This is a genomic window from Nonomuraea spiralis (genome assembly GCF_014648435.1).
Taxonomy (GTDB): Bacteria; Actinomycetota; Actinomycetes; order Streptosporangiales; family Streptosporangiaceae; genus Nonomuraea; species Nonomuraea spiralis.
This window is the reverse complement of sequence record NZ_BMRC01000005.1, coordinates 509,612-530,304: the sequence shown is the minus strand read 5'-3', so window position 1 is coordinate 530,304 and position 20,693 is coordinate 509,612. Positions and strand designations below refer to the sequence as shown.

At 69.4% G+C, this 20,693-nt stretch carries 26 protein-coding genes; 12 read left to right on the top strand and 14 right to left on the bottom strand.

What is annotated here, in order from left to right; genetic code table 11:
- Positions 1 to 103: 103 nt before the first annotated feature.
- Both IEZ27_RS15430 and IEZ27_RS15425 read right to left on the bottom strand, forming a co-directional pair.
- The gene (locus tag IEZ27_RS15430; RefSeq protein ID WP_194521951.1) at positions 104 to 796 is read right to left on the bottom strand and encodes a DUF4386 domain-containing protein; all 693 of its coding nucleotides are present in this window, start codon (positions 794 to 796) and stop codon (positions 104 to 106) included.
- 59 nt (positions 797 to 855) lie between these two features.
- Positions 856 to 1,203: a nitroreductase family deazaflavin-dependent oxidoreductase gene (locus tag IEZ27_RS15425; RefSeq protein WP_229824006.1), complete on the bottom strand. Its 348-nt coding sequence runs from the start codon at positions 1,201 to 1,203 to the stop codon at positions 856 to 858.
- Positions 1,204 to 1,388: 185 nt separating this feature from the next.
- On the opposite strand from IEZ27_RS15425, the gene IEZ27_RS15420 reads away from it, so the two are divergent.
- Positions 1,389 to 2,036, top strand: a complete 648-nt coding sequence (locus IEZ27_RS15420; protein ID WP_189647810.1) for a TetR/AcrR family transcriptional regulator — start codon at positions 1,389 to 1,391, stop codon at positions 2,034 to 2,036.
- A gap of 45 nt (positions 2,037 to 2,081) precedes the next feature.
- On the opposite strand, the gene IEZ27_RS15415 is transcribed toward IEZ27_RS15420, so the two are convergent.
- Positions 2,082 to 2,570: a MarR family winged helix-turn-helix transcriptional regulator gene (locus tag IEZ27_RS15415; RefSeq protein WP_189647809.1), complete on the bottom strand. Its 489-nt coding sequence runs from the start codon at positions 2,568 to 2,570 to the stop codon at positions 2,082 to 2,084.
- 112 nt (positions 2,571 to 2,682) lie between these two features.
- On the opposite strand from IEZ27_RS15415, the gene IEZ27_RS15410 reads away from it, so the two are divergent.
- The 3 genes from IEZ27_RS15410 to IEZ27_RS15400 all read left to right on the top strand — a co-directional run bounded on the left by IEZ27_RS15410 (position 2,683) and on the right by IEZ27_RS15400 (position 5,479).
- Positions 2,683 to 3,531 carry an alpha/beta hydrolase gene (locus tag IEZ27_RS15410; protein ID WP_189647808.1) on the top strand — a complete coding sequence of 283 codons (849 nt, stop codon included), beginning with the start codon at positions 2,683 to 2,685 and terminating at the stop codon, positions 3,529 to 3,531.
- Entirely contained in the window at positions 3,528 to 4,901 is a 1,374-nt protein-coding gene (locus IEZ27_RS15405; protein WP_189647807.1) for an FAD-binding oxidoreductase, read from the top strand. Before IEZ27_RS15410 ends, IEZ27_RS15405 begins: the two co-directional genes overlap by 4 nt.
- 170 nt (positions 4,902 to 5,071) lie before the next feature.
- A complete protein-coding gene (locus tag IEZ27_RS15400) occupies positions 5,072 to 5,479 on the top strand; it encodes a hypothetical protein (RefSeq protein ID WP_189647806.1) in 408 nt (135 codons plus the stop codon).
- Between the two features lie 99 nt (positions 5,480 to 5,578).
- Here the strand turns inward: IEZ27_RS15400 and IEZ27_RS15395 are convergent, their stop codons facing one another.
- A complete protein-coding gene (locus IEZ27_RS15395; protein ID WP_189647805.1) occupies positions 5,579 to 6,547 on the bottom strand; it encodes a helix-turn-helix transcriptional regulator in 969 nt (322 codons plus the stop codon).
- Between the two features lie 65 nt (positions 6,548 to 6,612).
- On the opposite strand from IEZ27_RS15395, the gene IEZ27_RS15390 reads away from it, so the two are divergent.
- The gene (locus IEZ27_RS15390) at positions 6,613 to 8,115 is read left to right on the top strand and encodes an MFS transporter (protein WP_189647804.1); all 1,503 of its coding nucleotides are present in this window, start codon (positions 6,613 to 6,615) and stop codon (positions 8,113 to 8,115) included.
- Here IEZ27_RS15390 and IEZ27_RS15385 read toward each other — a convergent pair.
- Positions 8,101 to 8,415 (bottom strand): M15 family metallopeptidase, encoded by a 315-nt coding sequence (locus tag IEZ27_RS15385; RefSeq protein ID WP_189647897.1) that lies wholly within the window; start codon positions 8,413 to 8,415, stop codon positions 8,101 to 8,103. The two genes, IEZ27_RS15390 and IEZ27_RS15385, sit on opposite strands and share 15 nt — an antisense overlap.
- A 465-nt stretch (positions 8,416 to 8,880) precedes the next feature.
- The gene (locus IEZ27_RS15380; protein ID WP_189647896.1) at positions 8,881 to 10,056 is read right to left on the bottom strand and encodes an MFS transporter; all 1,176 of its coding nucleotides are present in this window, start codon (positions 10,054 to 10,056) and stop codon (positions 8,881 to 8,883) included.
- A 115-nt stretch (positions 10,057 to 10,171) separates the two neighbouring features.
- Here IEZ27_RS15380 and IEZ27_RS15375 point away from each other — a divergent pair, with 115 nt between their 5' ends.
- The 3 genes from IEZ27_RS15375 (at position 10,172) to IEZ27_RS15365 (ending at position 12,099) form a co-directional block, all read left to right on the top strand.
- On the top strand, positions 10,172 to 10,753 hold the full coding sequence (locus tag IEZ27_RS15375) for a TetR/AcrR family transcriptional regulator (protein ID WP_189647803.1): 582 nt from the start codon (positions 10,172 to 10,174) through the stop codon (positions 10,751 to 10,753).
- A gap of 129 nt (positions 10,754 to 10,882) precedes the next feature.
- Complete coding sequence (locus IEZ27_RS15370; RefSeq protein ID WP_189647802.1) at positions 10,883 to 11,380, top strand: SigE family RNA polymerase sigma factor; 498 nt, start codon at positions 10,883 to 10,885, stop codon at positions 11,378 to 11,380.
- Positions 11,377 to 12,099 (top strand): hypothetical protein, encoded by a 723-nt coding sequence (locus IEZ27_RS15365; protein WP_189647801.1) that lies wholly within the window; start codon positions 11,377 to 11,379, stop codon positions 12,097 to 12,099. Before IEZ27_RS15370 ends, IEZ27_RS15365 begins: the two co-directional genes overlap by 4 nt.
- A 30-nt stretch (positions 12,100 to 12,129) precedes the next feature.
- Here the strand turns inward: IEZ27_RS15365 and IEZ27_RS15360 are convergent, their stop codons facing one another.
- From IEZ27_RS15360 to IEZ27_RS15350, 3 genes are all read right to left on the bottom strand, one after another.
- Entirely contained in the window at positions 12,130 to 12,402 is a 273-nt protein-coding gene (locus IEZ27_RS15360) for a hypothetical protein (RefSeq protein WP_189647800.1), read from the bottom strand.
- Between the two features lie 162 nt (positions 12,403 to 12,564).
- Positions 12,565 to 13,041, bottom strand: coding sequence for a hypothetical protein (locus IEZ27_RS15355; RefSeq protein WP_189647799.1), 477 nt, complete (start codon positions 13,039 to 13,041; stop codon positions 12,565 to 12,567).
- On the bottom strand, positions 13,038 to 14,198 hold the full coding sequence (locus IEZ27_RS15350; RefSeq protein WP_229824004.1) for an MFS transporter: 1,161 nt from the start codon (positions 14,196 to 14,198) through the stop codon (positions 13,038 to 13,040). The genes IEZ27_RS15355 and IEZ27_RS15350 overlap by 4 nt, the downstream gene beginning before the upstream one ends.
- Positions 14,199 to 14,418: 220 nt before the next feature.
- On the opposite strand from IEZ27_RS15350, the gene IEZ27_RS15345 reads away from it, so the two are divergent.
- From IEZ27_RS15345 to IEZ27_RS54970, 3 genes are all read left to right on the top strand, one after another.
- Positions 14,419 to 14,763: an ArsR/SmtB family transcription factor gene (locus IEZ27_RS15345; RefSeq protein ID WP_189647797.1), complete on the top strand. Its 345-nt coding sequence runs from the start codon at positions 14,419 to 14,421 to the stop codon at positions 14,761 to 14,763.
- Between the two features lie 237 nt (positions 14,764 to 15,000).
- Complete coding sequence (locus tag IEZ27_RS15340) at positions 15,001 to 15,750, top strand: Clp protease N-terminal domain-containing protein (RefSeq protein ID WP_189647796.1); 750 nt, start codon at positions 15,001 to 15,003, stop codon at positions 15,748 to 15,750.
- Complete coding sequence (locus IEZ27_RS54970) at positions 15,747 to 15,881, top strand: hypothetical protein (protein ID WP_268246064.1); 135 nt, start codon at positions 15,747 to 15,749, stop codon at positions 15,879 to 15,881. The genes IEZ27_RS15340 and IEZ27_RS54970 overlap by 4 nt, the downstream gene beginning before the upstream one ends.
- Before the next feature lie 22 nt (positions 15,882 to 15,903).
- Here IEZ27_RS54970 and IEZ27_RS15335 read toward each other — a convergent pair whose 3' ends face one another.
- The 4 genes from IEZ27_RS15335 to IEZ27_RS15320 all read right to left on the bottom strand — a co-directional run bounded on the left by IEZ27_RS15335 (position 15,904) and on the right by IEZ27_RS15320 (position 18,578).
- Positions 15,904 to 16,416 carry a hypothetical protein gene (locus IEZ27_RS15335; RefSeq protein WP_189647795.1) on the bottom strand — a complete coding sequence of 171 codons (513 nt, stop codon included), beginning with the start codon at positions 16,414 to 16,416 and terminating at the stop codon, positions 15,904 to 15,906.
- A gap of 94 nt (positions 16,417 to 16,510) precedes the next feature.
- On the bottom strand, positions 16,511 to 16,786 hold the full coding sequence (locus IEZ27_RS15330; RefSeq protein ID WP_189647794.1) for a hypothetical protein: 276 nt from the start codon (positions 16,784 to 16,786) through the stop codon (positions 16,511 to 16,513).
- Between the two features lie 141 nt (positions 16,787 to 16,927).
- The gene (locus IEZ27_RS15325; RefSeq protein ID WP_189647793.1) at positions 16,928 to 18,136 is read right to left on the bottom strand and encodes a serine hydrolase domain-containing protein; all 1,209 of its coding nucleotides are present in this window, start codon (positions 18,134 to 18,136) and stop codon (positions 16,928 to 16,930) included.
- A gap of 10 nt (positions 18,137 to 18,146) precedes the next feature.
- A complete protein-coding gene (locus tag IEZ27_RS15320) occupies positions 18,147 to 18,578 on the bottom strand; it encodes a hypothetical protein (protein WP_189647792.1) in 432 nt (143 codons plus the stop codon).
- Between the two features lie 92 nt (positions 18,579 to 18,670).
- Here IEZ27_RS15320 and IEZ27_RS15315 point away from each other — a divergent pair, with 92 nt between their 5' ends.
- Positions 18,671 to 19,627, top strand: coding sequence for a helix-turn-helix domain-containing protein (locus IEZ27_RS15315; protein ID WP_189647791.1), 957 nt, complete (start codon positions 18,671 to 18,673; stop codon positions 19,625 to 19,627).
- Positions 19,628 to 19,642: 15 nt separating this feature from the next.
- Here IEZ27_RS15315 and IEZ27_RS15310 read toward each other — a convergent pair whose 3' ends face one another.
- The gene (locus tag IEZ27_RS15310; RefSeq protein WP_189647790.1) at positions 19,643 to 20,536 is read right to left on the bottom strand and encodes a hypothetical protein; all 894 of its coding nucleotides are present in this window, start codon (positions 20,534 to 20,536) and stop codon (positions 19,643 to 19,645) included.
- Positions 20,537 to 20,693 lie beyond the last annotated feature (157 nt).

Below are 20,693 nucleotides of genomic sequence, written 5' to 3'. Positions count from 1 at the left end.
AACTCCTTGAAGTACCATTAGTGTACGAGCGCCCGGCCGGACCGCGACGCAGGCCCTCGACGCATGCGGCGTGGCGTCGCGACAGAGCAGGACGGCCTGCGCGTCAGCCGTGCCGATGGGACGTGACCGACGTGTTCGCGGCGAAGCCTCTGGCGATCAACCACACGGCGAGGACCAGGGTCTGCAGGGCCAGTGGCGCGTTCATGGCCAGGTAGAGCGGCGTGACCACGTCAGTTACGCCAAGCAATACCAAGAAGCTCGCCGATATGGCTGCCCCGATTCCCAGAAATCCCCACCCGGACAACCATCGAGGGACGGATCTCGACCGCCACAGAATGCGGAACAACAGAAGATCTCCGATGCCGAGCGAGATGATCAATGCGACGTGATTGACCAGGTCGCGCGCCGTCCGCAACAACTCGCCCAGGACCTCGAGGTGGGACGCGCCCGAAGCGCCGGCTCGGGTGAATCCGTCGCCCAGCACAAGGAACAAGGGCAGGATGATCACGCCTATGAAGTGGAACGCGGCTGCGATCAGCCTGAATCCGAGGAAACCCAGACTGAGCGCTTCGCTTTCGGCCCTCAAGGCCGGATAAAGGTACAACGCGAACCCGACGTAGACGGGGATCATGATGGACTGAGCGACTGCGCCGAGCACGACCTGGCTTTCTCGGGTGGAAATGAGAGCGAGATAGCGCGGCCCCTCGAGAACGGGAACGACGCTCAGCACACCGGCGACCATGCCCACGATGACCAGTGTTCCCGCGATCGCGGTTGCCCGCCTGTCTGTATGCACGATGTTCGTCCTCTGATTGTCGTGGTGACGGAGTACGCCTTGCCGGGCGGCGGCAACGGTCAGCCTGCGAGCAGGTCCATGCGGAGGAATTCGGTGATGCGGAGCAACTTCGGTGGGCGTGCCACCTCATCGGAAAGGGCCTGGAACGCCTCGTCCGTCCCGACAAGGCGTGGGGCGGTCAGTCGCACCTCCCGCCCGTCGACCCGCAGCCGCGCGCCTCTGGCCGCCAGGACGTTCTGCACCCAATCGGAGCGCGACCCGTACACCAGGACGAACACGTAACCGCCGTTGACGGGATGCGCGTCGAGCGGCGTGCGATATGTAGCACCAGAAATGCGACCGACATGAATCAGCACCGGCCATTTCCCGCCGGATATCGCGCGGGGGTTGAACACCTTCTTGTTCACGTGCCCCCACCACCTCGGCATCGGCATCGAAATCTCCTTCTCTACGCTCCGGCAGGGCGCGTCAGGGGTCAGGTGTCGGCCGAACCCCGGCCAACTGGATGGCCTTACGTTCGTAAGGCCGCTTACGGCTGTAAGGTTGGCTTACGCTCGTAAGGCTGTCAACCCGTCCACACCCCGGAGTCGTCGTGTCACCACCCCCGCAACCGCTCAGCAGAGGCCTCGTCCTGGAAGCCGCGATCCGGGTCGCGGATCGCGGAGGCGTGGAGGCGATCACGATGCGCCGGGTGGCACAGGAACTGGGCGTGGAGGCGATGTCGCTCTACCACCACGTGCCGAACAAGGACGCGATCCTCGACGGCGTGGTCGACATGGTGTTCGCGGCGATCGAGCTACCCGGCGCCGAACGCGACGACTGGCGCGACGCGATCCGTACGCGCGCCCGCTCCGCACGTGCGGTCCTGTCGCGGCACAGCTGGGCTCTCGGCCTCATGGACTCCCGTCGCGATCCGGGACCGGCGACGCTGCGCCACCACGACGCCGTCCTGGGCGTCCTCCGGAAGGCGGGGTTCACGCTGCCGATGGCCGCGCATGCCGTCTCGCTCATCGACAGCTACGTCTACGGGTTCGTCCTGCAGGAGGCGAGCCTGCCGATGACGTCGCCGGACGACGTCGAGGAGGTGGCCGGGGGCATCCTCCGGCATCTGCCGGCCGAGGAGTTGCCGTACCTCACCGAGATGATCCGCGACCACGCCCTGCGGCCGGGCTACGACTACACCGGCGAGTTCGGCTACGGCCTGGACCTGATCCTGGACGCGCTCGAAGCTCGCCGGTAAGAGACGATGAGCCCCGGAGCATAGAAGGCCCCGGCCCTGGTGCGTCTACCGCCGGGGCGGCGCGCTCGGAGCGATGACCGCTTCGAGGGCCACGACCTGCTCCAGGGTGTGCCGCAGCATGGCGACCCGGTCCGAGCCGAGATGCCGCGACCATCGCTGTTCGACGTCCGCGAGGATCCTCTCGGCTGCGGCCTGGGCCGTCCTGCCCTGATCGGTGAGCCGGATGATCTTCGCGCGGCGGTCGGCCTCGTCGGCCACCCGCTCCAGGTAACCGTGATCCTCCAGATCGTCGACCAGTTCGCTGATCGCCTGCTTGGTGAGTCCGGAACGGTCGGCGAGCGTGGTCAGCCGCGACCCTTCGGCGTCGATGAACCGGAAGACCGATCCGTGGACGTGCCGGATCCCTTCGAACCCCTCGTCGACCAGCTGCTGGTGGAGTCCTTCGAGCACGATGTCCCTGGCCCGCGTGAGCAGGGTGGACAGCGGCAGCTTGGCCTCGTGTCGCCGCTCGCGCGCTCCCGAACGCGTCGTCATCGTCGTGCGCTCCCCCTTCTGGGCAATTTCGTCAGGCTGCTTGACGATACCAGCCTCCATGATGGTAAGGTCGCCTGACTGTTAGGTCGCTTGACTAATTTCTGGGGGCGAAATGTTCACCATTGCCCAACGGCGCGAGCAGTTCGCGGCGTTGTTCACCCGGCCCTTGCCCGCGGACGTCGACTCGTCGGCGACGACACTCGGCGGGCGGCCGGCATTGGAGCTGCGGAGGGCGGTGCCCGGCACGACAGGCGAGGACGTACTGCTGTATCTCCACGGTGGCGGGTTCGTGGTCGGGTCGGCGCGTGCCACCGCCCACGTCACCGCCGCGCTGCTGCGGCACCTGGACGGCCGGGCCGTCTCGATCGACTACCGGCTGGCGCCCGAGCACCCGTTCCCGGCCGCGCCCGACGACTGCCTGGCCGCCTACCGCGAGTTGCTGGACTCCGGTGCCGACCCGCGGCGGCTCGTGGTCGCGGGCGACTCGGCCGGTGCCGCTCTGGTCGTCGTCACCCTGATCCGCGCCCGGGACGCGGGCCTGCCGATGCCTGCGGCGGCGGTCCTGTTCTCGCCGGCCGTCGACCTGACCCTCAGCGGCGCGAGCATGCGGTCCAAGGACGGGGTGGACCCGTTCTTCGCGCCGGCCGATCTCGGGTGGCTCTTCGACCAGTACGCCGCCGGCAGTGACAGATCGGCGCCCGAGCTGAGCCCGCTCTTCGCCGATCTCACCGGGCTGCCGCCCCTGCTGATCCAGGTCGGCTCGAGCGAACTCCTGCTGGACGACGCCGTACGGCTGGCCGGACGCGCCGGGGCCGACGAGGTCGCGGTGACGTTGGAGGTGGCTCCGCGTCAACCGCACGTGTTCCAGCTCGACGACGGATCGGCCGAGGCGGCGGCGGCGCTGGAGCGGGCCGGACGGTTCCTGGCCGCGCGGCTCGGCGGCGAGAGGGACGGATCATGAACCGGCCGGCCGATCGCGTGACGGGTCCGGTGCTCGCGCCCCGCGACAAGGGGTACGACGAGGAACGCGCCGGTTGGCAGACCGCCCGACGGCACCGTCCCGACCTGGTGGTGGGCGCCGCCGGACCCGCCGACGTGCAGGCGGCGGTGACCTACGCGCAGGAGCACGGGCTCCCCGTGGGGGTGCAGGGCACCGGGCACGCCTCGGCGGCCGTCGCCGCCGAGGGCGGCGTGCTGATCACCACCGCGCGGATGAGCGCCGTCCGGGTGGACGCCGATGCCCGCACCGCGTGGGTGGCCGCAGGAACACGCTGGGACCAGGTGATCGACAGGACGGCGCCGGCCGGGCTGGCGCCCCTGTCCGGTTCGGCCCCGCGCGTGGGCGCGGTCTCCTACACCCTCGGCGGTGGCCTGGCCCTGCTGTCCCGGAGCTTCGGCTACGCCGCCGACCACGTACGCGGCCTCGACGTCGTCACGGCGGACGGCCGCCTGCGGCACGTCACCCAGGACTCCGACCCGGACCTGTTCTGGGCGCTGCGCGGCGGCCGGGACAACTTCGGCGTGGTGACCGGAATGGAGATCGACCTGGTGCCGGTCGCCACGCTGTTCGGCGGGGTGCTGATCTTTCCCGTCGAGAAGGCCGCCGAGGTGTTCGGCACCTACCTGCAATGGGCCGCCACCGTGCCCGAGGCGATGAACTCCTCGATCGCCCTCATCTCCCTGCCGGACGTTCCGGCGATCCCGGAGCCGATGCGCGGCCGTCACACCGTCCATGTGCGCATCGCCTGCGCGGCCGGTGACCCCGGAGCCGGCGAACGCCTGGTGGCGCCGTTACGGGCCATCAGCCCGATGCTCGACACCCTCGGTGAGCTGGCCTACGCCGATGCCGGGTCGATCTACAACGACCCCGTCGCGCCGGGTGCGGTCGAATCGGGCACGGCCATGCTCGGCGAACTCGACGCCGCCGCCGTACGGACCATCCTCGACCTGGCGGGCCCCCACGCGCCGGTGCCGCACATCGTCGAACTGCGCCACCTCGGCGGCAGGCTCGCCCACCCGCCCGCCGTGGCCAACGCCGTCGGCAACCGCGACGCGCGATACCTGCTCAACGTGATCTCCCGGCTGGAACGTGCCGGCCTCACCCAGATCCGGCCGGCGCACGCGCGCATGTTCGAGGCGATCGGGCCGTGGAGCACCGGCGGCCGGTTCCTCAACTTCATGAACGGCGAGAACGCCGCCGCGCAGGTCCGCTCCGCCTACAACCCCACGGACCACCGGCGGCTGACCGCCCTCAAAGCCGTCCACGACCCGGCGAACCTCTTCCGTCTCAACCACAACATCCCGCCCGCCCGAGGACCGGTCCGGGACTGATCGGCACGGGCGTCGTCCTCATGGGCCGGGTCGTGCCGGAAGCCTCCGGCACACCGAGAATTCACGTGCTGTACAGGCTCCGGTGAGGAAGATCATCGCAGCTCGCTCCAAGGGTCGTCGTAGAGTCGCCCGCGTCCCTGAAGGATCATGAAAAGAAGCGGAAGAGGCTCATGCGCAAGTTCAGGACGAAGGTAGCGCTCCCCCTTGTCACCGCGGCGATGCTGGCCGGTTCCGTGGTCGTGAGCAGCCCGGCGAACGCGGCCTCGTCGCCGATCGCCGCGTGCGGCGGCGGTAGTTACCACGTGATCGATCACCACAACATCACCGGTGGAGTCATCTATCTGATGTACAACGGCCGTACCAACTGCGCGGTCACCTGGAAGACCGCCAACCTGGGGAAGTCCACCCCCATGGATGTCTGGATCGCGAGAAAGAACGACGCGAAGTCTGTCGAGGACGAAGGCAGCTACGCCTACTACGCCGGTCCGGTCAAGATTGACGCCCCGGGACAGTGCATCAACTGGGGTGGCAGAATCTCGTCGTCCTCCTGGTATTCGGGCTGGTCGCACTGCGGTTGATCACGAGGGCGCCGGCACCTCTCCATGGGTGAGGCGCTGATCCCGGACGGCTGCGGACCCTGGCGTCCGTACGGAAACGTCACAGTGGGTGGTGCGGGTTCAGCCGGGTCGGAGAGCCCGGGTGATCCGGGTGCGCAAGGAGTGCAGGGCCTGCCTGAGTTGGGCCGGTTCGACGTCGGTGATGTCGGCGTCGAAGGTGAGGAGCAGTCCGGCCAGCCCTGGCCACGACCATGCGCCGAGTGTGAGCCGGCACGTGGTCTCGGTGTCGTACCCGACCGTCGATCCGCCGGGGGCGAACTGGGCGACGGTGGAGGCCGGCAGGGCGAGGGTGGCCGAGCCGCGGCATTGCCATTCGGCGGCGGCGTCGCCGCGGTCGTGCGCGGTCATGACGAAGGCGACGGGATCGCCGTGCGGGATGTCACGCCGGACGAAGGGGGTGTGCGTGGGCAGGCGGGGTTCGACGCGGTCCACGCGCATCGCGCGCCATCGGTCCGCGTCCGGGTCGAAGGCGACCAGGTACCAGCGTGCGGCCCAGACCACGAGGTCGTGCGGCTCCAGCGTGAGCGTGACGGGTTCACCGTCGCCGGTGTAGTCCACGCGGACGAGGTGCCGCCGGTTGATCGCGCTGCCGACGGCGCGGACGATCTCGGCGTCGATCGGTGGCGCCGGGAACTCCCAGTAGTTGCGGGCCGAGGAGACGGTGAACGCCTCGGCGTGCACACGGCTGCGCGCGGGCATCGCCTGGTGCAGGGTGGCGAGAGCACGGGCCGCGTTCTCCCGGATGCCGGACAGGACCGTCGGCACGGTCTGGAGTGCGACGGCCGTGGCGACGGCCTGGTCCTCGTCGAAGACGACCGGCGGCAGGCGGGTGGCGCGACCGAGGCGATACCCGCCCCCGACCCCGCGGACGGCCTCGATCTCGTACCCGAGGTCCCGGAGCGTGCCGATGTCGCGACGTACGGTCCGCACCGACGTTCCGAGGCGGGTGGCGAGTTCCCCGGCGGTCAGGGTCGCACCGATCCCGAAGATCGACAGCAGTTTGAGCGTCCGCGCGGAGGTGACAGCCATGATTCTCCGATCCTTTCACCGATAGCGGTCACTCGGTGGCAACTATGCCGTCGATGGTGGCCGGCATGACCGACACACCAAGCCCTCGAGAGGGCACCCGTACCACTGAGGCATCGCAGGCACTCATCGCCGGCGCCGGCGCGACCGCGGCGTTGTCGGTGGTGCTCTTCGGTTCCTTCATGGACCTCCTGGACGCCACGATCGTCACCGTCGCCGCCCCGGCGATGGCCCAGGATCTGGGTGCCGGCGACGCCCAGATCCAGTGGACGATCGCCGCGTACACCCTCGCCCTGGGCGCGGGCCTGATCACCGGCGGACGGCTCGGCGACCGGTACGGCCGCAAGCTGCTGTTCCTGATCGGGCTGGCCGGGTTCATGGTCACCTCGGCGCTGTGCGCGCTGGCCGCCGATCCGGGGATGCTCATCGGCATGCGGGCCGGGCAGGGACTGACCGCCGGGATCATGGTCCCGCAGGTGTTCGGGATCATCCGGGCATCGTTCGCTCCGGGCGAGCGCGCCAAGGCGTTCGGCGCGTACGGAGCGGTCCAGGGCCTCGCCTCGGTCGCCGGCCCGCTGCTGGGCGGGCTGCTCGTCGACGCCGACCTGTTCGATCTGGGCTGGCGCACGATCTTCTGGATCAACGTGCCCGTCTCGATCGCGGCACTCGTCCTCGGCGCGAAGGTCCTGCCGGAGTCCCGTTCCGACTCGACCGCGCGGCTGGACCTCCGAGGCGCGCTCCTCGCGGCCACGGGCATCCTTCTCCTGCTGCTGCCGATCATCCAGACCGGGACATGGGGTTGGACCTGGACCTCCTACGCCCTCCTCGCAGCCGGGGTCATCGTGTTCGCGATCTTCCTCGCCCACGAGCGCCGGCTCACCGGACGCGGGGACGAACCCGTCTTCGACCCGGCCCTGCTGAGGATCCGCGCCTTCACCGTCGGCCTGACCGCTTCGCTGCTCTTCTTCGGCGGCATCGGGGCGTCCTTCCTCACCCTCTCGATCTACCTCCAGAACGGCACCGGCCGGACCGCGTGGGAGACCGGCCTGGTGATCCTCCCGTACGCGCTCGGCTCGATCATCACCTCCGGCCTCGGCGTCGCCCTCGCCGCCAGGGCGGGCAGAACGTTGCTGATCGCCGGCTCGCTCACCGTCGCGGCCTCCCAGCTCGTCCTGTGGTTCATCGTCAAGGACGGCGACGATCCCGGATACTGGCTCCTCGCCCTGGCGCTCCTCATCGGCGGCCTCGGGCTCGGGCTGGCCGCGCCCATTCTCGTGAACGTCGTCCTCGCGGGCGTGCCCGGACGCGACGCGGGCGCCGCCGGTGGGGTGCTCTCCACCGTCAACCAGATCGGCGGCGCCGTCGGCATCGCCGTGCTCGGCACGATCTTCTTCACCACCGTCGCCGGAACACCGGCGCTGCCGGACCACGGGCACGCGCTCGGCATCGTCCTGATCGTCTCCGCCGTGCTCTACCTGGTCACGGCACTCGTGATGCTCGCACTCCCGAAAGCCTCGGCCGAGCACGTACCCGGGCAATCACGAGACGGCGGCGCGTCAGAGGTGGTCTGAGGTCACCGGTCCGTACCGTGCGGCCGAGGCGCCGGTCGTGTTGGCCCAGTAGCGGTCGCCGTAGGACCAGTGCCACCACTCGCTGGGGTAGTTGGTCAGACCGACCGTGGTCAGCGCCTCGGCGAGGATACGGCGGTGTTCCCGTGCCTGCGCGGAGATCGCCGTGCCGGCGGTGTGGCAGGCGTCCGTGTCGGTGTCGTTCACCTCGGTGCCCAGCCACAGTTCGGGTCCGTCGGTCTCGCACAGGGTCAGGTCGACGGCCGCTCCGGCCGGGTGGGGCGAGACCCCCGACGGGGATATGTAGCGACCGGGCGTCGGTGGCGGTGAGGTCGGTACGCGGCTGCCCCGACCAGAAGGAGATGTAGATGCTGTGGGTGAAGCCGCCGATCGTGCCGTTGCGGACGGTGGCGCCCACCCGGCTGAAGAGCGTCAGCCCCTTGCCGGTGCCCGAGCCGGTGATCGTGTGGCCGTTCAGGTCCAGGTCGACGTTGTCGGCCCCGCCGACAGCAGGGCGGCCGACAAGAACAGCAGGCACGCGGCCACCCCGCGCGCGATCCCCGCCGTACGTGCTCCGGGCATGGTGATCTTCTGTCGGTCCGTGGATCAGGAAGTCGTGCAGAGAAGCATGCGCGCGGTGATCCGTACGGAGGAGTCATTCGATCACGGCCGGCGAGCGAGAAAATCATGGCCGTCGTACGCGTAACGGAGGAGCCGGGCCCGCCCATCGCGACCACCGTGATCACCGCCGGCTTGGTGAGACGGGTGTCATCGAAGGTTGGCGTTTCGGCGTGCGGTCCATACCGCGAGCCCGGCCAGCAGCAGGAGCACGCCGGCGAGCCACAGGATGCCCTCAAGTGGCAGGGCGTCGACGATCGTGCCGCCGGCCAGCGCGCCGAGACCGATCGAGAGGTTGAACACCGCCACCCACAGGGCGGAGGCTTCCTCGATCGCTTGCGGCGCTGACCGGATCATCCAGGTCTGGAGGCTCGTGGAGACCCCGCCGTACACCAGGCCCCAGACGACGAGCAGCGTCATCCCGCCGGCGACGGTGACCCCGGCGATGGGGTAGAGCAGCACGGTCACGCCCAAGGCGGCGGCGATGATGAGGACCGTCCGGTGGAGCCTCTTCGCCACGGTGGCGCCGGCGATGAAGTTGCCCACGACGCCTGCCAGGCCGAACCCGAACAGCAGCGGCCCGACGAGTTGCCCGTCGATGCCGGACAGATCCTGCAGCACCGGGCTGATGAACGTGTAAGCCGCGAAGTGGCCGGTCACGATCAGGAAGGTGGCCAGGATTCCGATCCGTACGCCCTGGTTGCGGAACTGGTCGGCCAGCCGGCGCAGGCCGACGGGCTGGTCGGCGGCCAGCGGCGGCAGTACGGCCACCAGGGCGACCAGCACGACCAGGGCGAGCACGCTCAGCGCGCCGAACGCGATCCGCCAGCTTGCCAGCCCGCCGACCAGCGTGCCGAGGGGGACGCCGAAGACGTTGGCCGCCCCGACGCCACCGAAGATGATCGCCGTGGCCCGGGGCACGAGCGGGGCGGGGACGAGCCGGACGGCCAGACCGCCGGCGATGGCCCAGAATCCGCCGATCGCCACCCCGACCAGCACGCGGGCGGTGATCAGGAGCGGATAGTTCGGGGCCAGCGCGGAGGCCAGGTTGGCGAGCGTCATGAGTCCCATCAGGGCGACGAGCAGGAGCCTGCGGTTTATTTTGCCGACGAGCACCGGGACCAAGGGCGCCGCGAGGGCGGCGACGATGCTGGGGGCCGTGACCATCAGGCCCGCCGCGCCCTCGGAGATCGACAGTGCCGATCCGACGGGGGTGAGCAGTCCGATGGGGAGCTGCTCGGCAGTCACCAGGAGAAATGTGCCAAAGGCCACGGCGGACACCGCGATCCAACGATTTCTCGCCGTCGCGTCCCGCCCGGTCGTCATGGAGTCCGTTGCCGTCACGTGAGATCTCCTCTGTCATTTGGGAGCGATCGCTCCCATACGACCCCGAACCCTAATACGGGAGCGCTCGCTCCACAACTTCGGTAGAGTGGTCACCATGGCACGGCCCAGGGAGTTCGACGAGCAAGAGGTGATCGCCAAGGCGACCGACCTGTTCTGGCGTCGTGGCTACAACGCCACGTCCGTGCGCGATCTGGGCGCCGAACTCAGACTCAAGCAGAGCAGCCTGTATCGCACCTTCATCGACAAGCACACACTGTTCCTGCGGACGCTGGACCACTATCGGGCGACGGAGTCCACGCAGGCCGAAGAGCTGCTCAACGCCCCTGGCCCCAGCCTTGAGATCCTGCGGGAGTGGCTGATCTGGATGATCAGTCACGAGGCCGGTCGCGGCTGCTTCGTGGTCAACACGGCCGCCGAACTCGGCACCACCGACCCCGAGGTCCAGGAGAGGACCGAGGCCGCGTTCGAGGTCACCAGGAAAACCCTGGCGTCACTGCTCCGGCGCGGCATCCGCGAGGGCGACCTGCCCGCCGCACTGGACGTCGACGCCGCGGTGGAGCTGCTGTTCACGACGGTGCTCGGGCTGCGCGTACGCGAACGTACCGGGCACGACGCCCAGCGGCTCGCGACAGCGATCGACTTCACGATCAAAACGCTCGCGGCGTCTGCGCGCTGATCACGTCCGTCCCGGTCGCGGGACGCCCGAGCCTCACCGTGGCGGATTCGGGAGACTCACGATTTCCCTGTCACCCAAAGGCGCCTCCTGGACGGTAGTTCCGGAGAAGGCGTCGTAAGGGAGTGGGAGATGGTGGATGAGTTTGCCTGGTATGTCGAGCAGCGGCATGAGCGGCTGTGCCGTACGGCGTTCCTGCTCACCCGGGACTGGGCGGCGGCGGAAGATGTGGTGCAGACCTCGCTGATCAAGGCGTGGAGGGTCTGGCACAAGATCGAGAGCAACCCGGATCCGTACGTGTACCGGATCATCGTCAACACGCACGCCTCCTGGTGGCGGCGCCGATGGCGGGGTGAAGTGCCCACCGAGGCGATGCCGGAGGGACCCGAGCAGCGGGACATCGCCGGAGCGGTGGCCGACCGCGCCGCCCTGTGGGCGGCGACCGGCGCCCTCCCGGCTCGGCAGCGAGCGGTCGTCGTCCTGCACTACTTCGCCGATCTGCCGCACGAGCAGATCGGCGACGTGCTCGGATGCTCGCTCGGGACGGTGAAGAAGCAGCTCAGCCGGGCGCTGGCACGACTTCGTGTGGATCCGGCGCTGCGCGAACTGAATGTGGAGGCGAAGCGATGACCCAGTACACCGAAGGTGACCTGCGCGCGGTGTTCGAGAAGTACAGCGCCGCAGGGCCGGGCCGGCCCGCACACGTGCAGGAGATCACCCGGCGGGCACGGGCGGCCCGCCGGCGCAGAAGCGGGTCGGCCGGGGCGGCGCTGGCCGGGGCCGCCGCGGCGGCCATCGGTGTCGTCGCGCTCTTCGGTTCGTACGGCGGCGGGCCCGCGCTGGGCCCCGCCTCCACGGTGCGGGTGACGGGCGGCGTCGATCTGCCCAGGACGGCCGTCGGCACGAACGGAGGCACACTGGAGTTGATCCACTCCGAGAGCCACTCGGCGGTCGGCGAGGGGGTGAAGGTGACCTTCCAGCCGACCACCACCAACACCGGCTACTCCATCCGGTGCGCCGATCCCGACGTCTGGGTGCTGGTCAGGCAGGGCAACGAATCGGGCTTCGGCCGGTGCGGGGATCGTCGTGGAGAGGGTCTCGACGCCCAGTACGACTGGCAGTCCGCCGGACCGGGATGGCTCGGCAAGCCCCAGAACCTGGAGATCTGGATCTTCCCTACCGACGCCCCGCTCGGCCAGAAGATCGAGGGCGGCAGTGGCACCTACGACATGGACACGATCGTCACGACGCCGGAACGCCTCGCCAAGGTGGTGGACCGGCGTCCCAGCGAGTGGACGATCGGCGTCTACGACAAGCCGGCCCGGCAGTCACCCACCGATCACTCATGACGGCGCCCGCCACGGTCGCGTTTCGTCAGGTCACACGAGGATCATCAGTTCGTAGTGCGGCCGCGGGGGGTACTCCCAGCTGCTGGGGTAGTAGACGCATTTGTAGCCGCGGCCGGTCCGTACGCCGTCCCGGTGGCACTCCTCGTACATGTTGGGACCGTAGTAGTACCCGGCGAGCTCCCAGTCCGATGCCGTGGCCGCCGTCGTGGCCGCCGTCGTGGCCGCCGCCGTGGTCACCGGTGCCGCGGCGGCGAAGGCGAGGGCGATCCCCGCGATGCCGAGCGTGCGCTTCCAAATGGCCATCGAACTCTCCGATCGTCATGTGATGAGGTGAAATGTCGCGCTCTACCCTCACATGATCGACATGGCCACGTCGTTAGCGCTGGGCGCATGATTCGTTCGCATCGACGCACTGTGGGCGTCCGGTTGGAGATCGGTGGCACCGGGGGTGGGCCGAGGCGGGGGCTACTCGGTGGTGGCGAGCGTCCTGAGCCTGGCCGCGTGCCCGGGGACGTGTTCGGTCGCCCGTAGACGGATCAGCTCGCCGAAGGACACCTGCCGGTCGGGGAGCGGTTCGCCCTCGCGGGTGACCAGGCGGAGCCGAACGGGTGTGGCGGCGTCGTCGTCGGGGATCGCCTTGATCACGGTGCTGAGGTCGGTTGCGTTACGGCGTACCAGGTCGACGCGTTGGGCGTGGGTGGTGGAGGCGACCAAGGAGTTGACGGCGGTGTCGTCCATGGCCTCGCGGTTGTCGACGGTGACGGGCAGGCCGGCGAGTACGTCGCGTGCTGCGGCGGCGAGGATGCGGTCGCTGAGCGCGAGGTGGCTCAGGGTCCAGTCGGCCGCGGAGCGTGCCGGTGCGGCCAGTGTGGCGGTGTCGCCGATCGCTTCGGCCGCGGCGAGCAGGTCGCGGTAGGCCGCGTCGAGTCGGGTGGCGTTCATGGCTTCTCCTGGGGAGGGGTGGGTGAGGTGTGGTGGCGCGTTCGGACGAGGACAAACAGCATCACCAGGCACAGCAGCGCGACGAAACCGGCGAAGTACTGCACGGCGGCAAGAAGACCGGCCACGGTGGCGAGGAAGCCGACGCCGATGACGGGCAGGCCGACGCCGAGATAGATGATCACGTAGAAGCTGGAGAGGACGTCGGCGTGGCGGCCGGCGGGCGCGCCCTGGTTGACCGCGGTGAGGCCGCCGAGGAACGCCAGGCCCTGGCCGGTGCCGGCGATGACGGTCGCGGCGAGCAACAGGGGCAGCGAGGCGAGCGCGCCGGCGAGGGCGAGCAGCACCAGGCCGGTGGCCAGCAGCGGCAGGCCGGCCATCTCCAGGGTCCGGGCCGGTCTGCCGTAGCCGAGGAGTTGGGCGAGCGCGGAGCAGAGCAGCATCAGTGCCACGGCCGCACCGCCCAGCAGCAGGTTCGTGCTGCCCGACAGGTTCGCCGCATATGCGGGGATGAGGGTGAGGAACAACCCGATCACCGCGAACCCGAGGAAGCTCGCCGTCCCGCTGGTGGCGAACACCGTACGCATGGCGGCGGGGATCTCGGGGCGGCGTGGGCGCCACCGCGTCCTGGAGCGGGCCGCCGGCAGCACGACGACGGCCGCCGTCGCCGGAACCATCAGTACGATCTCCACCGCGAACGGCAACACCTGCGGCGCCGGAGCGTACTGGGCGAGCACGCCCGCCAGCACCGGCCCGAGCCCCAGGCCACCCACGGAGGCCACGGTGGACACCAGCGCCGCCTTGCGCCGGTTTCCGGTGGGTTCCAGTTCGGTCAGCGCCGCGGTCAATGGCCCCGAGGCCGCGCCGAGCGCGAGACCTTGCAGGATACGGGCGGCGAACAGCCACCCCGTACTCGCGGCGAAGGCGAACGCCAGCGATCCCAGCGCGGCCAGAGCCACCGCCGGCAGCAGCACTCCGCGGCGGCCGACCGCGTCCGACAGCGGGCCCGCCACCAGCAGTGAGGGGATGAGCACAGCGACGTACGCGGCGAAGATCAGCGTGACCATCAGCGGCGAGAACCCGAACCTGGCCTGGTAGTCCCGGTACAGCGGCGTCGGCAGGTTCGTGCCGGTCAGCAGGATCAGCAACGCATAAGCCACGGCCCAGAACCGCCACCGCCCTCTCAGGGTCGGTTTCGCGTCCAGGTCCGTGCCCAGCGCGCCGGCACGTGGGCCCGGACGGTGACGGTTCGGTGGCGTGCCGCCGGGTGCGTCGGCGGCGGAGTGTTCGAGCGGCATTCGTTCCCTCCGGAACATGTTCGGAGTTTCCGAACATAGCAGATGTTCGAGAACCCCGAACATGTCTGGCTATCCTGGGGGCATGGCCAGCCGTACCGCGACCGAACTCGTCCACCCCGACCGCGCCCAACTGCGGTTCACCACCGTGCTCGCCGCCCTCGGCGACCCGGTCCGGCTGGCCATCGTCGCCCGGCTCGCCGACGTCGAGCCCGACGGCGAACTGGCATGCACCACGTTCGCCCTGCCGGTCAGCAAGTCCACCCAGAGCGGCCACTTCAAGGCCCTCAGAGAAGCCGGCGTGATCCGCCAGCGGGACGAGGGAACCCGGCGACTGAACCGCCTGCGCCGAGACGACCTCGACACACGCTTCCCGGGCCTTCTCGACCTCGCCATCCCGCAGGGCCGTGACGTCATCGCCAGCTGGTGACCGAAGGGGCGCGACCGGGCGGCTACAGCTCCGCATCTCCTGGAACGTTCCAGGAGTTCCCGTCGCCCGGTTCAGCCGTGACCACACAGTTCCCCACGCCTTGCCCAGTCCTGACCTTGGGCGCTTCGGGGCCCGCCTTTCCGTTGATTAGGGTTATTGATTCGCCGATATATAACCCCTGAGGATGTATAAGTAGAGGGTAACCCGCCGATAACCCCAAGCTCGGAGGATGACGCCGTGCCGAAGATCAACGTGTACCTGCCCGACGAACTGGCCGAGGCGGTCAAGGCCGCCGGCGTCCCGGTGTCGGCGATCTGCCAGCGCGCGCTGGAGCAGGCGGTACGCCGGATCACCGCCATCCGCCAGACCGCCCTCGGCGAGCTGGGCGCCGACGATCTGGCCGAACGGCTGCCGCGGTTCACCGACCGCGCCCGTACGGTCGTCAAGCTGGCCGTCGACCGGGCCCGCGCCGACGCGGCGCCGAACGTCGGCACCGGGCATCTGCTGGCCGGGATGCTCGCAGAGGGGCAGAACCTGGCGCTGCACGTGCTCAAAGCGGTCGAGATCGACCCCGGACAGGTCCAGCGGGACCTGGATCGGCAGGCGTCCGGCGAAGAGGGCGGAGCCGGTGGGGACTCCTCGGTCCACTTCAGCGATCCCGCCGCCGCCGCCCTCGAACTGACGGTCACCGAGGCGACCGCGCTCGGGCACAACTACGTCGGCTGCGAGCACCTGCTCCTGGGACTGATCACCGAGCCCGACGGCACCGCCGGGCAGGTACTGCGGGCGCTGGGCGCCGAACCGCGGCTGGTCCGCCGGGCCGTGACTGCGGCCCTCGCCGGCTACGTGCACCTTCGTGCCCAGACCTCGGCCGCCGGTGATCCGGCGCAGGCGCTGGCCATGGCGGTGCAGCAACAGTTGCAGCCGCTCGTCGAACGTATCGAGCGCCTGGAGCAGAACCAGGGCTCCACGCCCGAGCCCCGGTGACGACGGCCGTGCGTACGCCGACCCGCCGGCGGCGAGCCCCGGTCCGCCTGGCCCGCGTCCTGCTCAGCGTGGCGGCCGTCGCCGTCTTCTGGCTGCTGATCCTGCTCCCGCTTCTTCTCGACAGGCGGTGACCGTTCCTCTCCAGCGCGCGGCCTAGCGACCGATCAGGGTCGCGTCGGGGAGTGATTCCTTGACCGCCTCAGGCGTGCCCACCACGACCGTCAGTCTCCCCTTGGTCTTCTTGGCCGCCGCGTTCCCGAACAACTGCACCTTTTCGAGATCTTTCGCCTCGACGGTGACGAACATCCGGGTGGGCGTGCACCACAGCGTCACCGTGCTCTCCCAATCGCTTCCGACCATGGGTTCCCTGGGCCCCGCGAAGCCCGCTTCCGCGGTGACGACGTTGCCCTCCGACTTCGTCAGGTCTTGGCTCATGTTGAAGTTGACGTCGGAGGATCCCTGGTCGGCGAGCCCGCACACGCCCTTGCTGTGGATCCAGGGCACCATGTCGTACTTCGCGACCCGGATCCGCGCCAGCACCTTTTCCGCCCCGTTCGGCATGCCCGACCTGGAGGCCGAACCCGGCAAGGCCGCCAGGGGCCATCGACTGGGATCCTTGAGCAGCCAGTCCTTCGATTCCCCCGTCGAACAACCGGTCAGCAGCAAGACCACAACTATCCCGATTTTTCGCCACATAAGGGGATCATCATAGGTTGGGTCGCCGCGTGCGGCGTGGAACGACGGTCGCCGCTCGCGGCGATCAGCAATTCAGTCCGCTGACGATGCCCAGTTGGGGTGTCGGGTTGATGACCGCGCAGCCGTAGGTGCCCCACGGGATGGTGATCGAGCCGGCTCCCGAACCTGCCCCGGTGCAGCCGGAACCCAGTATGTGGTAGCCCACGACGCCGCCCAAATAGGTACGAGAGCCGCTGGTGCAGACCCACGAGCTCATCGCGTAGGCGGACGACGCAGGCAGAGCCGCCATGGCAAGGGCGAAGGCCGAGACGATGGCGAGCCGTCTCGCTGATCTGATCACGAGGTTCCCTTTCTTCCGAAGGGACGGGGTACCACTTCTCTGCCCCGCGCCCCGGCGCGCACCACCGGAAGGCGATGTCCAACATCGGACGCGAACCCGTTCCAGACGGCCGGCAGCCGCCGCGGGTCGACGAAAGCCTGGTCAGAAGTACTGCGAGGACAGGTCGCCGGCAGGCCAGGTCTTGATCGCCTGAGCGGCGTCGTAGAGCTCGTCGTGAAAGGCGTCGAAGTCGGGCGAGCCGGACTCCTCGCGCCTGTTGAAGGTCGCGCACAGCGCGATCCCGTTGTGGGTCCTGCTCAGCACGGCGAAGGCCCCGGGCATCGAACCCGCATGCCACAGGTTGAGCCCGCTGCCCACGGATCGGACGTACCAGCCGCCGCTGTACCAGGATCCGCTCTCGAACGCGCCGGTCTCCGGCTTGGCCAGCAACGCGGAGACCGAGGCCGGGGTGAGCACCGAGGTGGTGCCGTCGAAGATCCGCGTGAGCCGGACGAGATCGACGGCGGAGGCCGCCCAGCCACCCGAGGAGTCGCAGTTGGCGTAGTTGGTGCCGCCGTAGGGGTACGGCACGACTTTTCCGGACTCGTCGAGCACGGTTGTGGTGGTGTACTTGGACAGATAGGGCACCTCGCCGGTGCCCGGGTTGGTGGTCAGTCTCGGCCGGGTCACGCCCAGCGGGGCCATCACCTTGTTCTTGACGTACGTCGCGTAGTCCAGGCCCGATACCTTCTCGATGATCCGGCCCAGCAGCAGGAAGTTGTAGTTGTTGTAGGAGTAGCGGGCGCCGGGGTCGTGGTCGAGCGGACGGCTGGTGGCGTACCGGAGAATGTGCTCCAGCCCGATCGGGAGCGGCACGCCGAGCTCCGCGGCGATGTCGCGGTCGGAGAAGATGTAGTCGCGTCCGGCGGCCGTCTTGTCCCAGCCGCCGAGGTGCTGCATGAGGCGGCGCACGCTGACCGTGACCAGCCTGGGGTCGGCGGCGAGCGAGAGTCCGAGCAGGTCGGCCACGGAGTCGGAGAGCCGGAGCCTGCCCTCCTGGACCAGCCGCATGATCGCGGCGGCGGTGATGTGCTTGCTCAGGCTCGCGACCCGGAACAGGCTCGTCGGCTGGACCGCGGTGTTCGCCGGGCCGTACGAGCCGTAGCCGCGGGCCAGCACCAGCCGGCCCGCCTTGGCGACGGCGAGTTGCGCGCAGGTGATGTCGCGTTCGGCGAGGAAGGCCCGCATCATCGCGTCGAGCGGGGCGAGTTCGTCGGTCACGATCCCGGTGGCCGACGCGGCGCGCGCGGGCAGGGCTCCCAGGGCGAGTGCGGTCGCGCCGATCGTGAGCAGGTTGCGGCGTGTGATCATGGTGTGTCCCTTAGGGGCAGATGGCCGAGGTGGTGACGTGGCCCCACTGGTGGTCGCCCCACTGGGTCGCGCCGAATGCCTGGAAGCAGGGCTTCGTCCGCTTGACGGCGAGCCTCGCCGAGCGCGTCAGCTCGTTGTCGGTCCTGAGGGTCGACCAGGTGGAGCAGCCGGACCCCCGCTCCGCGCACTGGCGAAGCGCGACGAGCATGCGCTTGCGGGTGTTCTGCGACTGTTCGGTGGTGGTGACGTACGCGCAGATGGTGGCGTTGGAGGAGGTGTAGAACACGTCCAGATAGGTGCCGATCACACCGTTGGTCCGGATCTGCTCCCGTACGATCCGCTGGCCGTAACACTCCGGCAGCGACCGAGCCGACGCGGGCACCACCGGGACGACGGTGAGCGCGGCGACGACGACGGCGCCGCCGATCTTGAAGACGTTCATGCGGCAGAATCATGTGGGACGAGAAGTTTGATCACACATCTCCACCAGGCCTTACGATCATTGCGATCAAATGCCGAGCAGGAGGTTGACTGGTGCCGGACGGCTCGCGGCGCGGCAGGCGCAAGAAGCCACTCGTTCACGACGGCACCCCGGTGACGGCCTTCGCGCTGGGGCTGCGCGAGTTACGTGCCCAGGCGGGCGACCCGCCCTATCGGACGATGGCCGAGAAGACGCACGTCGCGCCGAACGTCCTGTCGCAGGCCGACTCCGGGCACCGCCTGCCCACGACGGAGGCACTGGTGGCCTACGTCCGCGCCTGCGACGGCCAGGTCGAGGAGTGGAAGGCCCGCCTGGCACGTGCCCAGGCGGCTCAGAACGCGCTCGATCGCCCTGAGCCGGCCGTCCCGGACACGCCCGCCGGCCCGATTGATCAGAGCCGGCGAGATCGTGGGCGGACCAATTCCCGGTGGCGCGTCCGGCTGCTGCTGCCGATCGGCGGTCTGCTCGCCGTGTCGGTGGTGGCCGGGCTCCTGGTGTCGGACGTGTGGCCGCGCGGCGTGTGGCCCCGGCCGCCCGCACCTTTTCCGCCGGCGCCGCCCGCCACCCCCGCGACCGCGTCGTGCCGGCCGGGGTGGGCGTACGTGGAGCAGGCCGAGATCTTCTTCCTGCCCTGCATCGAGCGCAAGCCCGAGGGCCTGGTCATCTCGGCGCTGGCCAAGCCGGTGGGGCGGGGCGTGGTCGAGGGCGGCGTCACCGTGTGGCTCTGGCCGATGAACCTCAAGGAGAACCTGCTCAGGTCCCGCGAATACCACTTGACCAGGAACAGGTTCACGCTGCGCCACTGCCTGCTCGACTTCGACGGCACCGACGAGATCAGGACCTGCGGCCCGTTCCTCGTCCGTCCCGCCGACCAGGGCACGCTGTACGCGACCTCAGGAACGGCGGACGAAGACCACGCGGGCGCCCCGCCGAGCTGGAGCTCCTCGTCGTTCACCGGCACGCAGAGCCCCGCCGTACAGTGGCAGGCCACTCCCTCAGCAGGCGGTTGACAGCGTCAACGGCGATCACGAACTCCGGGCCGCCAGGAGGAACAGCAGGCCGGTCAGATCTTCGCCCTGGGGCGCGCGAGCGCAGGCGCCGCGCGCGATGAGCTGCTCGGTGATCTCCCAGATCAGCTCATGGGAGATGACCACGGTGGCCACTTTCCGGTCACCGGTGGTGATGTACCGGTGCGCCTCCTGGCAGGCACGGCTCAGCAGGAAAGCGGAGACGGGAGCGGCGACCGCGGAGGCGAGCTCGTCGAGGACGTCGCCCACACCGACGAGCGGCAGAGCGGAGCGGCCGTCGTCGAGCCGCACACGCCAGTGATGTCCTTCCGGATCGGTGACCCCGCTCACGTGACGATCTCGCAGCGCCTCCGCGATCCGGGGTGTGGCGGCCAGGTCGTACAGGCGGCGCAGGGTGGCGTCCGACCAGACGGCCACCAGGGTGAGATCTTCGGTCAGGCGGTGGAAATTCGTGCCGGAACTGTCGGCGCGTGGTGGGTGGATGGCCCAGAACGCCCCGTTCCACCAAGGGCGCTCGGCGGTCAACGTGGTGTCGGGCACGGCTTCCTCGGCGCGTAACCGCTGCCACAACAGGAGATCCAGCGCGTAACCGAACACCATCGCGTACAGGCTGTGACCGATCCCCCGGTGCCGCAGTTCCGTGGCGAGCTGTCGTACCGGCTTTTCGACGGCGTCGACGAGCGGGATCGCCAGGCGTCGCAGGGCCGCCCGCAAAGGGCTCATTTCACCAGGGCCCAGCACCGGGAAGGCGGTTCGAAGCCGCTCGCCGTCACGTTCCACAAGGCGGAACTCCAGGAGCTTGGCCAACTGCTCGTCGGAGATGTCCAGATCACGTCTCGCGACGCCGTGACGTGCCGCGTACAGGGCCCGTCCGTTGTTTCCCTCAGACACCACTTGATGCGGCGTTCGGATCGCGTTGGGGCAGTAGCAGTGCAGGGCCCAGAGGGCGAGGTCCGCAGGATCGAACATTCCATCCACCGCGTCATCCATCCGGTCAGTGTCCGGCATTCCACGATCTTTGTCATCGCAGGCCGCCCGTTAAAGCAGT